At 47.3% G+C, this 13152-nt stretch carries 10 protein-coding genes; 4 read left to right on the top strand and 6 right to left on the bottom strand.

Features of this window, described 5'->3' with window-relative positions:
* Position 1: 1 nt before the first annotated feature.
* Positions 2-196, top strand: coding sequence for a hypothetical protein (locus VSQ62_RS15675; protein WP_334635752.1), 195 nt, complete (start codon positions 2-4; stop codon positions 194-196).
* Positions 197-334: 138 nt separating this feature from the next.
* On the opposite strand, the gene VSQ62_RS15680 is transcribed toward VSQ62_RS15675, so the two are convergent.
* From VSQ62_RS15680 to VSQ62_RS15690, 3 genes are all read right to left on the bottom strand, one after another.
* Positions 335-1573 carry an amidohydrolase family protein gene (locus tag VSQ62_RS15680; protein WP_334635753.1) on the bottom strand — a complete coding sequence of 413 codons (1239 nt, stop codon included), beginning with the start codon at positions 1571-1573 and terminating at the stop codon, positions 335-337.
* A gap of 70 nt (positions 1574-1643) precedes the next feature.
* The gene (locus tag VSQ62_RS15685) at positions 1644-3632 is read right to left on the bottom strand and encodes a 2-isopropylmalate synthase (protein WP_334635754.1); all 1989 of its coding nucleotides are present in this window, start codon (positions 3630-3632) and stop codon (positions 1644-1646) included.
* Between the two features lie 168 nt (positions 3633-3800).
* A complete protein-coding gene (locus tag VSQ62_RS15690; RefSeq protein WP_334635755.1) occupies positions 3801-5387 on the bottom strand; it encodes a sodium:solute symporter family protein in 1587 nt (528 codons plus the stop codon).
* A gap of 207 nt (positions 5388-5594) precedes the next feature.
* Between VSQ62_RS15690 and VSQ62_RS15695 the strand changes: the two genes are divergently transcribed.
* The 3 genes from VSQ62_RS15695 (at position 5595) to VSQ62_RS15705 (ending at position 9055) form a co-directional block, all read left to right on the top strand.
* Positions 5595-6923, top strand: a complete 1329-nt coding sequence (locus VSQ62_RS15695; protein ID WP_334635756.1) for an ATP-binding protein — start codon at positions 5595-5597, stop codon at positions 6921-6923.
* 41 nt (positions 6924-6964) lie between these two features.
* Positions 6965-7819 (top strand): response regulator, encoded by an 855-nt coding sequence (locus VSQ62_RS15700; RefSeq protein WP_334635757.1) that lies wholly within the window; start codon positions 6965-6967, stop codon positions 7817-7819.
* 183 nt (positions 7820-8002) lie between these two features.
* Complete coding sequence (locus VSQ62_RS15705) at positions 8003-9055, top strand: PTS sugar transporter subunit IIC (RefSeq protein ID WP_334635758.1); 1053 nt, start codon at positions 8003-8005, stop codon at positions 9053-9055.
* Between the two features lie 60 nt (positions 9056-9115).
* On the opposite strand, the gene VSQ62_RS15710 is transcribed toward VSQ62_RS15705, so the two are convergent.
* The 3 genes from VSQ62_RS15710 to VSQ62_RS15720 all read right to left on the bottom strand — a co-directional run bounded on the left by VSQ62_RS15710 (position 9116) and on the right by VSQ62_RS15720 (position 13088).
* On the bottom strand, positions 9116-10714 hold the full coding sequence (locus VSQ62_RS15710; RefSeq protein ID WP_334635759.1) for an AAA-like domain-containing protein: 1599 nt from the start codon (positions 10712-10714) through the stop codon (positions 9116-9118).
* 461 nt (positions 10715-11175) lie between these two features.
* Positions 11176-11367, bottom strand: coding sequence for a hypothetical protein (locus VSQ62_RS15715; RefSeq protein WP_334635760.1), 192 nt, complete (start codon positions 11365-11367; stop codon positions 11176-11178).
* A gap of 260 nt (positions 11368-11627) precedes the next feature.
* On the bottom strand, positions 11628-13088 hold the full coding sequence (locus VSQ62_RS15720; protein ID WP_334633611.1) for a transposase: 1461 nt from the start codon (positions 13086-13088) through the stop codon (positions 11628-11630).
* Positions 13089-13152: the final 64 nt, after the last annotated feature.

Here is a 13152-nt window from a genome sequence, read left to right on the forward strand (position 1 = left end):
CATGGAACTGGAGAAAAAGAAACTTCCTGAAAGATTGCTGCTTGGATTATTACAGACCAAAGCAGAAGCCATGAGACAGATTGAAGACAATGATTATATTTCACTTCTGAAGCAGCATGGAATTCAGGAAATCCACTCTTACGGAATCGCATGCTATAAGAAAACCTGCAAGATCATGCATAAGCTGAATTCCTAAGGCTGCCAATACAATATGATTTCACACAGTCAAATACCCCGCTACAAGCAGCGAACATTAAGCTTGTAACACTGCTAAACAGCGGGGTATTGGGTCTGCGCTTGTGCTTCGGCCGGTGCTGACCATGCGCTGCTGTAACTACATCTTCATATTCCCTGTCCCTACATACCGGACTCCATTCTCAAATACTCTCTTTCCGCCCAGGGTAACCAGCTTCACATCATTAAGTCTCGTAATATCCTTACTCAAATCCCCGCCGACTACCAGAAGATCCGCATCCAGTCCTTCCTTCACCAGCCCCCTGTCTTCTTCTACCCCCAGCACCTTTGCCGGATTCGAGGTGGCGGTCTCAATCGCCTGTACCGGCGTAATCCCGTATTCCACCATATATTGAAGTTCCCTGGCAAGCGGCAGAAGCGGCGACTGATACATCACCATATCCGTACCTGCGATCACCGTCACACCCGTATCATAGAATTCCTTGAAATGATTCCTGTAAGCCTTATATGCCGGCTCAAAATACTGATAATCCTTCATCTCCTTCTGCATGACCGGATCGTTCACCGGCGCACCTGCATGCTTCTCAATATTCTCCTTACAGATATCATACAGCAGTGTATACGCCATAATAGTCGGTGTCCACGCTATCCCCTTCTCGGCCATCTGCTTCGCATGATCCAACGTCATGAAGGTCGCATGCTCTATGGTATCAAATCCGGCGTCAATACACATCTGGATCCCCGGATTGGTTCCCGCATGCACTCCACATTTGATCCCCCTTCTATGACATTCATCCACCGCCGCGTCTAATTCTTCCTGGGTCAGCTCCGGCGTATGGGTCCGGTGCGTCGTCAATACCTTCACCCATTCCGCCCCGTCACGGATCTGCTTACGGATCTCCTTACGTACCTCCCAGGGACCGTCCACCTGCTCCACCTCTTCCCAGGCATGCCCTCCGGTCATACAGATCCCTGTATCCGTGTGAGTGATCCGCGGAATGGTAACAAATCCCTTCTCGGCCGCAAGCTTCAGATTCTTACAGACCCCATGTGCCGACGACATATCCCTTACTGATGTGATCCCCCGCTCGAACGCCGCCTGGGCATGCTGCAGGGCATAAAGCATGATAAGCTGCGGACCATAATTGAAACTGTCCGGCTGAGAATACCAGTATCCCAGGTGGACATGCATGTCGCAGAGACCCGGGAGCAGCGTTGCATCCCCGTAATCCTTCACTTCCTCTTGGGGAAACTCCCTCATAAGAACCGATGGCTCCCCGATCCTCTGGATCTTGCCGTCTGTTCCCACAAGTACGGCGCGGTTCTCAAGGACCGTCTTGCCGTCCCCCGTTATCAAATGTCTGGCTGCTATGATCATCTTTCTCTCATCCCCCTATGCTTTTGCGCCGTAAATTCTAAATATTTTCCAGAGACGGCTTTTGATATATCTACTTCTGATTCCGAAACTGCATCGGCGTTGTATTATATGCCTTCTTGAACATCCGGTTGAAATGCTCCACATTCTGATATCCTACCGACAACGCGATATTCTCCACCGTCATATTACTGCTCTTTAACAATGCCTTCGCCTTCTTCATCCGGATCTTCTTAACCAGCTCCCCGAATGTCAGACCCGATTTCTCCTTCACATATTTAGAAATATACGGCTTCGACAGATAGAACTTCTCAGCCAAATCATCCAACGTAATATCGACATAGTTCGCCTGGATGTAATTCATGATCTCGATCATTCTCTCATCTTTGCATCCGTCGGCGCTCCCGATCTCCTCGATCTTATTGACAGCAACGGTCAGCGCTTCGATGGAAGCCTTGATGATATCTGCATCGATTCCCACGCCCCAGAAGTTCCTGCCGCTGCACACGATACCCACGTAGGCAACCGCCTTGGATGAGGAACCTCTGGTCAGAGAATGCTCCTCATAGAACCGAAGCTCATAGCTGATATTAAAATACTGCTTGATCGCATTGCTCACCGCATCCAGACGTCCATTTCCCATGGCAGTGATCACCCTGGTCTCGCCGCCATGATTGATCGTCACTTCTGCCGTGATCCCGTCCACCTGTTTGAAATGGCACTCATCTATATGGAATACCGGTTTGGTATTGATATAATGATCTGAGAAAATCTGGTATACCCACTCCGGATTCAGCTCCTTATGCGCCTTGTCGGATACGTCCTTCACCAGATATCCAACCTCCTCGCGCATCTTCTGCGGCAGGTTGATGCCATGGCTCTGCTTCAGGATATAGTTCACGCCGCCCTTGCCGGACTGGCTATTGATGCGGATCACATCAGAGTCATACCTTCTTCCCACATCCTGAGGATCGATCGGAAGATACGGAACCGTCCAGGTATCGCACTGCTTCTCCTCCCTCCAGGTCATACCCTTGGCAATAGCATCCTGATGGGAACCGGAAAATGCGGTAAATACCAGATCGCCCGCATACGGCTGACGGTCATACACTTCCATCCTCGTCAGACGCTCATAGGTCTCGCGGATATGCTTCATATCAGAGAAGTCAAGTCCCGGATCCACACCATGAGAATACATATTCATTCCCATAGTCACGATATCCACATTACCGGTGCGCTCTCCATTGCCGAATAACGTTCCCTCGATCCGGTCTGCCCCCGCAAGTATCCCAAGCTCCGCCGTCGCCACACCGCAGCCGCGGTCATTATGCGGATGCAGGCAGAGGATTACATTGTCCCTGTAATTCAGATGCTTGTTCACGTACTCCAACTGACATGCAAACACATGGGGCATAGCGTTCTCCACCGTCGTAGGGATGTTGATGATCGCCTTGTTATCTGCCGTTGGCTTCCATATGTCTAAGACCGCATTGCAGACCTCCACCGCGTAATCCACTTCCGTCCCCGGGAAACTCTCCGGGCTGTACTGGAAAGTGAAATTCCCGTCCGTCTCAGAAGCCAAATCTAACAAAAGCTTCGCTCCGTCAATCGCAATCTGTTTGATCTCCTCCTTACTCTTCCTGAATACCTGCTCCCGCTGCGCAACGGAAGTCGAATTATACAGATGCACCACCGCATGGGGCGCACCCTTGACCGCCTCGAAGGTCTTCTTGATTATATGCTCTCTCGCCTGAGTCAGCACCTGCACCGTCACATCATCCGGAATCATCTTCTTCTCGATCAGCGTTCTCATAAACTGATACTCCGTCTCCGATGCTGCCGGGAACCCTACCTCGATCTCCTTAAAACCGATATCCACCAACATCTGGAAGAATTCTAACTTCTCCTCCAGGCTCATAGGCTCGATCAACGCCTGATTGCCGTCGCGCAAGTCGACGCTGCACCAGATCGGAGGCTTGTCGATATACTCCTTTTTCACCCAGTCATAGGTGACTTCAGGGGGCATAAAATATGTTCTCTCATATTTCTGACAATTCTTCATAATCTTCATTCTCTCCTTCCATATTTCCTACCCGCAAGACATCAGCCAAATGCCCTGCCAGTATAATAATAATCATCAACCATGTTGCACATTTTTAACACCTTCTTATCCTAACACATATATAAAAAAAAGGAAAGTGATAATTTTAATCACTTTCCTTGATGTATTTTATTCCTGAAGAGAAGATCTCTTCGTGATAGTTACCGTCTCATCATAACAGGAGAAGATCTCCTGAAGCTTGGCATCATCCTGCTTCTTCGTAAATAAACTGATGACCGGCACGATGACCAGACCGCCCACCATAGCGATCACACCGGAGTTAATGGATGATTTGAAGATATATCCAAGAACCGCTCCCCAGCCTGTGACATCCACTCCGCCAAGTGTCACAAAAAGCTGCAGCAACGCGATCCCGCATCCCCAGACAAAGCACACCACCACAGAGATCTTGGTGATTCCTTTCCAGTACAGGCCATACATGAACGGCGCAAGGAATGCTCCTGCCAGCGCTCCCCAGGATACACCCATCATCTGTGCGATAAAGGTCACTTCCGGATGCGCATCCTTGAAGATCGCGATCACAGCCGATATCAGGATAAAGAACACAATGAACGACCTCATAATGGAAACCTGCTTCTTCTCAGACATTCCCTGTTTTGCCGCCGGCTTGATGACATCCAATGTAAAGGTAGAACTGGACGTCAGAACCAGAGAAGACAAGGTAGACATGGAGGCCGATAACACCAGTACGATCACCACCGCTATAATGATAGACGGCAATGCAGAAAGCATGGTCGGTACGATCGTATCGAACAGGGGCTTCCCTGTCGCCTCATTCATCACTACCTTGTCGCCGTAGAGCCTTCCGAATCCTCCAAGAAAATAGCAGCCTCCGGCTACAATGATCGCAAATACCGTTGAGATCACGGTCCCCTTATGTATATCCTTCTCGCTCTTGATGGCGTAGAACTTCCCGACCATCTGAGGCAGTCCCCAGGTACCAAGAGAAGTCAGAACGACCACAAAGAGAAGCGCAAGCGGGTCCGGTCCGAGGAACGCGGAATACGCCCCCTCCCAGCCAGCATCTCCCGTAATAGATGCAAGTGACTTAGTCGCCGCAAGCAGACCGCCATTCTCCGACAATACCGCTCCGATCACCGCACAGATCCCGAACAGCATGATGATTCCCTGGATAAAATCATTGATCGCCGTCGCCATGTATCCGCCGAAGATCACATAGAATCCCGTCAGCACCGCCATCACCGCGATCACCACCCAGTAAGGAATATCAAACACCAGACCGAACAGACTTGATAATCCATTATACAGTGAGGCCGTATACGGAATCAGGAAGATAAATACGATAATAGACGCCGCCACCTTAAGCGGAACCGAATCAAACCGTTTCCCGAAGAAATCCGGCATCGTCTTCGCATCCAAATGCTGGGTCATAACACGGGTCCTTCTTCCAAGAACATTCCATGCAAGTAATGATCCGATAAATGCGTTGCCAAGCCCTGCCCAGGTGGCAGACATCCCGAAGTTCCAGCCGAACTGCCCTGCATACCCCACGAAAATAACCGCAGAAAAATACGACGTACCGAATGCAAATGCAGTCAACCACGGACCGACTCCCCGGCCTCCCAGCACGAATCCGTCCACGTCCGTCGCATGCTTCCTTGAGTAAAATCCAACATAGATCATGACGGCAAAAAATACAACCAACATGATCACACATAATATTTCCTTTGACATCTCTCATTCCCTCCAAGCTGTAACTTTCGATACATCAACCATTCACTTTAAAGCGTTACGCTTTAAAGTGCTAAATTATCCTTGAATATATTAGCATACCGGACTCTATCTGTCAACACCTTTTTGCAGGCAGAAATATCTTTTACCACTTGCGAAGCTGCACATTTTCCCGTATATTTAAAATGGAAGATCTTGAAGGAGATGCCTATGAAAAGCTGCCTGCATAAAACCTTATTTTACAGTCTGTTTACAATCCTTGCCGCTCAGTTCAGTATGAACCTGTTTATCGCGGATTTTAAGATATCTATGGGAATCATCTGCTTCTCTGTCCTATTATTCATGACAGAGGATTTCCCGCTGCTTCCGGCTGCCGGGTGCTCTGCCGCCGGTGTTTTTCTCATACGTCTTACGCTCTACTGGTTCAAAAACGGCCGCTTAGATCAGATGCCGCTTGCCTATATGCCGGAGATTGCTTTCTATATCAGCTATGGACTGCTCCTATATCTGTATATCCGCCTGCATTCTGATTTCCGTAATCATATCCGACAATCGCTCCTCGTACTATTCTTTGTCGATTACGCAGCGAATCTCTGTGAACTGCTTCTGCGGCTTAGGGGAAATGTACCCGATCTTCAGGCACAGACCGGTATCCTTCTGGTTGCCCTGTTTCGTGTACTCATCATCGGATGTATCCTCATGACCTTCCGGCAGTACCGGTTATTCCTCTTAAAGCAGGAACACGAAGAACGCTATAAGCGGCTGCTTCTTCTCATTTCCAGACTGAACGGCGAGATCGTCTGGATGAAGAAGAATACCGCCCTGATCGAAGATACCATGAGCACCGCCTACCAGTTATACCGAACCTTAAAGGAACTCCTTCCAGAGGATCCGCTCTACACCCAGGCGCTCTCCGTAGCCAAGGATATCCATGAGATAAAGAAAGAATACTTTCTGATCATGCGCGGAATTTCCGAGGCGCTCGATCAAGAGTTAGAGTCTGACGGGATGTACTTAGACGACATTTTCCGGATCCTCCATGACTTCTTGCGGCTTACCGCGGCAGAACAGAAGAAATCCCTTGATTTTTCCTTCTTCTGCCGGGACAGTCTATATACCGAGCAGCACTATGCACTGCTGTCCGTCTTCCGGAATCTGTCTGTAAATGCACTGGAAGCGGGGATCTCATCCCCGGTATCCATCCAGATCTCACAGACCCGGACAGAATCGTCCGACGCCGGAAGTATCTATGTCTTTACGATCACTGACAACGGTCCGGGAATTCCGGAAGAATACAGAACCGATATATTCAAAGCCGGCTTCTCCACTAAGATCAACTGTGCGACCGGTGAGATCAACCGGGGGCTTGGGCTTAATCTGGTGAAGGATCTGATCGAGACACAGCTCAAAGGCCGGATCACATTGACTTCCGTTCCAGGCCGGACAACCTTTACTATACAGATACCTGAAAGATTTTTCATGCCTGAACCACGTTCTCACAGTCAGCGCAGTGAATACGCAGACCTATCGGAACCATAATGCAGCACGGGCTTTGCAGATGTAACAGAAAGAGGGAACACATGAATTTTTATCTCATTGACGACGACAAGAATATAAGAAATATTTTGAAGATCATTATCACAAAACAGAAGCTTGGAACCGTGTGCGGAAACGCGGGAAATGCACAGGATGCCCTTGAGGACATCTCCGTCCTTCATCCGGATATCGTCATTGTCGATCTCCTCATGCCCGATACAGACGGGATCACACTCGTTGGGCAGATGCGCCCGCTTCTTCCCGACACGGCATTTATTATGCTATCCCAGGTGACCTCCAAGGATATGGTTGCCTCCGCCTACGAAGCAGGCATCGAATTCTTCATCCAGAAGCCGGTCAACAGTATCGAGGTGGAATCCGTCATACGCAGAATAAAGGAGAATCTCTCCATGCGCCGCACCATGAGCCGGATACAGAATATTTTCCTCGAGGATAACGCACCCAGGCAGCCGGCGCCTGTCGCTTCCTCTGCTTCCGTATCTACTTATACGTCCTCTCCCGCCCTCTCCAATATCCTGCAAAGGCTTGGGATCATCGGGGTACTTGGAAGTAAGGATATCATCACCGTCGCAGAATACATGATCGCCAATCATGAACACCTGGACGATACAACATTGCATGAACTGTGCAGCCGTTTCAGCGATTCCCCCAAGTCCATGGAGCAGCGGATCCGCCGTGCCGCAGCCGCAGGCCTTGTGAATCTGGCTCATCTGGGGATCGAGGATTATTCCAACGAAATATTTACCGAGTATTCCAATACTCTGTATAATTTCGAACAGGTACGCAAGGAAATGGACTTCATCCGCGGTAAAAGTGACAAACATGGCAACGTAAAGATCAAAAACTTTCTGAATGCACTGACGGCCCATTGTAAATAGAAACGCCTTGTGAAAAGTCATAGGCATATTTAACAGTATCAATCACCTGTTTTTGTGAATTCCTACAAATTTCAGTTGATACTGTTATTTTTTTTAACCATCTTGATACTTTCTGAAACTTTTTGAAACCACCGTTTTATATTGATTTTATCAATATAACAAGTGAAAAAGAGAGGTATGTCTATGTTAACTATTTTATCTGGAGTCGGATTATTACTAATCACACTGGCCGGTTTTTCTCTGTTCAGCCTGAAAATGCCCAAAGGACAGCTTGCCATGTCTGGTATGGCTAATGCCGCGATCGCTACCTTCCTTGTAGAAGCAGTCCATAAATACATCACCGGGGATCTGATGGGTATGGATTTCTTCCGGACCGTAGGGGAAACCTCGGGCAGTCTCGGCGGTGTTGCCGCAGCTATGATGGTTCCGATCTGTATGGGCGCTAATCCCGTATTCGCAGTGGTCGCGGGAGTCGCTGCCGGGGGATACGGTATCCTTCCCGGATTCATCGCCGGATACCTGATCGGCCTGATCGCTCCGATCGTAGAAAAGAAACTGCCGGAAGGACTGAATATCATCCTTGGCGCGCTGATCATCGCTCCGCTGTCACACCTGATCGTGGTTGCCGTCAATCCTGCCGTCAACATCATCCTGACCCGCATTGGAGATACCATCTCCGCCGCAACCGAGCAGTCCCCCATCGTTATGGGCTTCCTACTCGGCGGCATCATCAAGATGATCTGCACCTCGCCGCTAAGCTCTATGGCATTGACCGCTATGCTTGGGCTCGACGGACTCGCCATGGGAATCGCCGCGATCGCCTGCGTGGGCGGCTCCTTCACCAACGGACTGATCTTCGCCAAATTAAAATTAGGAGACAGAAGCAATGTCCTCGCTGTTATGCTTGAACCACTGACACAGGCAGATATCATTACCGCCAACCCAATCCCGATCTATTGCTCCAACTTCTTTGGAGGCGGACTCGCCGGTATCTCTGCGGCAGTGTTCCACATTGTGAACAATGCTCCCGGAACCGCCTCTCCTATACCGGGACTTCTCGCGCCGTTCGCATTCAATCCGCCGCTTAAGGTGGTGCTTGCGCTCGCCTTCGCCGTGATTGGCGGCACCGCAGCTGGACTCGCAGGCAGCGTTGTGTTCAAGAGCAGGGTGAAAATACCTGCGCTGTCTGCCGAAGCGGTCCTGCCTGTGGGTCTTGGAGCAGAAGCTGTAGATTAAGATTATCATATGAGCCTGTGCAGATCACGCCTGCACAGGCTCATATACTGTCAACAATCTCTACACTACAGCTTCAATAAGCAATTTCTCTCCCAGTTGTATCCTCTGCACCCCTACCTTCTTCTTTTTATTAAAGTTAAAACTCAGCATGTATCCCGTCGTCAGATGATACGAATCCAAATAATCCATTAATTGCTCTTCCCCTCGCGTATTATATTCCTGCCCATGCCAGATCTTCAACTCACACACAATCTGCTGTCCTCGGTAATCAATGACTACATCGGTCCTCCGCATATTCCTGGTCCTGGCTTCCACATAGAAATTCCCCACGCCATTGATGATCGGTTTCAGATACAGCAGGAAAAACCGGCGTCCATTCTCCTCCACGAACGTCTCGTCTGCATCATAATATATATCCGTAAATGATTCCACGAACCGCTCCAACACCTGCTCCATGTCGAGCTTCCCATCCCGGATAAAACGATTGCTGTCCTTGTCCGCGGATGCCGCTTTATACATTGTGCTTTCAAGCAATTCTTCTGAAATAAACATGTTGTACAACTGTGTTTCAAATATTCGATTAGAAATCGCAATACTCCCATTTTCTTTCATTTTTTCTATAAATCCAAACATAACCCCAAGATTAATCGCATGATTATAAGCATTATATGGGACACGTTCACCTCGGAATAATATGCTGTATAAAGCCTGCTTAAGTTCCGGAAAATCAGCTAACTTCTTCACCATATCGTCAAATAATGTGTTCGATTCCAACAACAGCATCTTAACAGCTTCTAAGAATCCCTCTCTCGTCCACGCAGATGTCAATCCTAACTCTTTCTCTGCGTCAGGAATATCTTCATCCATAATCTTACAAAGCCGCGACACCAAAAACGGATATCCGGAAGTATATTCCCAGATCAAATCCGCCATCTCTGATCTATCCATCCCTGTATTCTGATCCGACTCATACTCCATGAGCATTCCGGCGATATCCGATTTGGAAAAACTCATATCCACCGCAAAATCAGCCGCAATGTTCCATGGGCTGTTATACTGATGCTCTTCCTGGGGTCTGATCTTCAATTTCAGATTCTTAATATCATAAACTCCTGCCAATATTACAGACTGGAACGTCGGTTCCGCCTTTCTCGCCAGGTATTTGCGTCTGAGCATTCCCAGGAAAGTGAGAAACAGCTTATGATTCCCCGCCTGGTCCACCTCATCGATCATAAGGACCGCCGGCTTCTGCGATCCGGCACAGATCTCAGAAATAAGATCTGCCAAGTCCTCCATATCCATTTCCCTGGAACCCAACTGTTTCAACTCATCCTTCAACGACTCCGGAACCCCCGATACCGTATGATACACCATATACCGGTACAGAAGGCGGCAGAATCTTCTGCAGAATCTCTCTGATGATTCATACGTCTCATCTTCTATCCCCTCAAAGCTGATGGAAAATACAGCATAATCCGGCATTAATTTCTCAGCCAGCAAATGAAGCATCGTCGTCTTGCCATACTGACGCGCCCTGTTCACGGCAAAATATTCCCCTCTATCGACCAAAGTCCTGATCTCTTCCAGGCGTTCCTTCATATCTACCATATAGTGCTCTTTCGGATAGCACAATCCTGTTGTATTAAAATATTTTCTCACATGCACACTCCTTGGATAAAATTCCTTATAAATTTACTATAACAAAAAATAGTACTACAGACAATGACATTAATTGAATTTTTCTGCATCCTTCCTACACTTTAATCGCTATCGAAAGACAAGCGGCGGTCTCATTCGTCCATACATATTAAATACTACACCCAGAAGATTCATCATGCGGCATCCTTCTGTCACCGCGTAATAACGGCTGCGCCCCTGACACGCTCTATGGAAAGAGTGAAACCAATTCATGCCCACGAATAAAGTAAAAACCAGGAATCCGATTGCCGTTACTAGTACACCTATATAAAATCTGTCTCATCCATATCCTCCGCCCCATAAGCTTACTAAATCGTAAACGGCAGATCTAACATTTACTAAATAAAAAGGTGTAAAGCCCTTAACAACTGAATGAAAGAACTTACACCTTTTGATTACACGCTAACTATTTTTTAATATAATTACTCTTTTATCACATCAATATCTGTCAGATTCACGCCTAAAGAAGTTAATATCGCTTTCAAAGACTTATAGTCAGCCTTTAAATCTTCATATGTTTTTTCTGCGTTTTCTGACTTCGCATTTTTCATATGATGCTGTATCCTCTGAAAATCATTGATAGCATCTCTAATGACTTCACCTGTACTCGGCATAAAACCGCCACCTCCTCTGTGAAGAATATGAAATATCTTGTGATATCTTCATTATAGCAAAAGAGTATTTGAGTGTAAAGCCTCTATTCGCTTACCCAGCTCTGACGCTTAAATTTATACTTACACTCTCAGAGTACATTGGATTTTATTTTCTCATTTTGCTTTATCAACGCAATCTTATTTAAGCCATAAAATCCCTGTATTCTGCTTTTTTAACTTTTGTTGTTATCTGCTCCTTCACCACCTTTCCACATGGTCCTCTATATCAACCGTATTTGTATCTTTTTAGCGATCTCTTCCTTGTATTCTCTCAATGGAGTCTCTTTCATGGATTCCAGTATCCTCCTGTGCTTTTGCTCCCTACTCTGCTTTACCTTTTTCCATATTTTTTCCCAAGCCTCCATGATCTGGCTGATCATGTGCCCAATCTGGATCAGATAATAATGGTTTTTCAGTGCCTGATAATTCCTGCTGTACTGGTGTTCCAGATGGTATCCCTGCCTTTTCTGCGCGTTAAACCCATCATTCTCGATTCTCCATCTCATCCTTCCGCGCTCCACCAGTCCTGCCACATTTTTTCTGGTGATTGGCAGATCTGTGAGAAACCAGAATTCTTTCCGGATCGTTTCTGCTTTTCCCTTTTTCCTGCCCTTTTTGCAGATATGCTCCCCGCTTTCTCCATACTCTGCCAGATTTACCTGATGTCCTTTATAATCTATATCTGTCACGTAATCATACCATTCCTTCCCAGTCTGTGTTTCGCGCTCCTGGTAATTCTTCTCCATTTCTTTCAGTTCTCTGTATTCTTCCCCAATGCTCGGGATGCTCCCCTCCTTATACCGCAGGATATACCGCCAGTTTTTTCCTTTGCATCTCTCAAAGAAACCTTCACAGGCATACAGACTGTCCCCGCACAGGCAGATCGGCAACCTTGGAAACGCTTTTTTCAGCTTTTCCATTAAACGCCAGCAGGCCTTCCTTTCACAGTCCTGTTTCTCCATTTCTTTTCCCTCTTCATTATCCACAAATTCCGTCTGAATACTGATCAGGATTTTCGGATGCAGTACCAGCTTTGCTTCCAGCACATAATAATAGTTCTCCTGATACTCTTTTTCCGTCCCCTTGTTATGGGTCCGGTGCAGGCTTTTCCCATCCAGTTCCCTCCGGCTGCTGCAAAGCTGCGTTCCATCTATGATCACCTGCCAGTACTTGCCCCTGATTCGCATATTTTCAAAAGCCCGGCTGCAAAGAAGCCTGCTGCAAAGGCGGTTTAAGATGTCCTGCAATTTTTCCGGATCTACTTTTTCCAGATACCGGTTGATGGTTTCCCAGTAGGGAAGCTCCTCCACGGTCTGTTCCTCCCCGGATAGATGCCAGATGTTTTTGATCATTTCACTGGAATTGAATTCTTCACTTGTTTTCCTCATACTGCTGATGTAAAATAGAGAAGAAAGGATACGGGTCATAAGAAGTAACACAGCAGGATAGGTAATATAGCTCTGGTTTCTGGGATCTGGAATCTGTTTTAACAGGGGTAAAAGATCTGGGAAAAAATGCCGGATTAGCTTGGCTAATTCACATGCAAGGTTCAACTGTTCCAGGTGTTCCCTAACCTCTTTTCTTCTGATTTTTATTCTTGCTTCATAGTAAAACCTCCTCTCTTTTATGGTGGTGCGAAAAAATAGTTGTTTGGTTACTTCTATTATCGCGCATCTTCCCATAAAATGGGAGGTTTTTTTATTAATTTTTTTTTAAGCGTCAGAGCTGTCGCTTACCCAGCTCTGA

Source organism: Sporofaciens sp. JLR.KK001 (assembly GCF_036941055.1).
In the GTDB taxonomy this organism is placed as follows: Bacteria; Bacillota; Clostridia; order Lachnospirales; family Lachnospiraceae; genus Sporofaciens.

What these genes read in the sequence shown, in the direction of transcription:
- VSQ62_RS15685 (WP_334635754.1), bottom strand. Translation starts at nt 3,632, where the DNA reads ATGAAGAATTGTCAGAAATATGAGAGAACATATTTTATGCCCCCTGAA.
- VSQ62_RS15715 (WP_334635760.1), bottom strand. Translation starts at nt 11,367, where the DNA reads ATGCCGAGTACAGGTGAAGTCATTAGAGATGCTATCAATGATTTTCAG.
- VSQ62_RS15705 (WP_334635758.1), top strand. Translation starts at nt 8,003, where the DNA reads ATGTTAACTATTTTATCTGGAGTCGGATTATTACTAATCACACTGGCC.
- VSQ62_RS15700 (WP_334635757.1), top strand. Translation starts at nt 6,965, where the DNA reads ATGAATTTTTATCTCATTGACGACGACAAGAATATAAGAAATATTTTG.
- VSQ62_RS15680 (WP_334635753.1), bottom strand. Translation starts at nt 1,573, where the DNA reads ATGATCATAGCAGCCAGACATTTGATAACGGGGGACGGCAAGACGGTC.
- VSQ62_RS15695 (WP_334635756.1), top strand. Translation starts at nt 5,595, where the DNA reads ATGAAAAGCTGCCTGCATAAAACCTTATTTTACAGTCTGTTTACAATC.
- VSQ62_RS15720 (WP_334633611.1), bottom strand. Translation starts at nt 13,088, where the DNA reads ATGGGAAGATGCGCGATAATAGAAGTAACCAAACAACTATTTTTTCGC.
- VSQ62_RS15690 (WP_334635755.1), bottom strand. Translation starts at nt 5,387, where the DNA reads ATGTCAAAGGAAATATTATGTGTGATCATGTTGGTTGTATTTTTTGCC.
- VSQ62_RS15675 (WP_334635752.1), top strand. Translation starts at nt 2, where the DNA reads ATGGAACTGGAGAAAAAGAAACTTCCTGAAAGATTGCTGCTTGGATTA.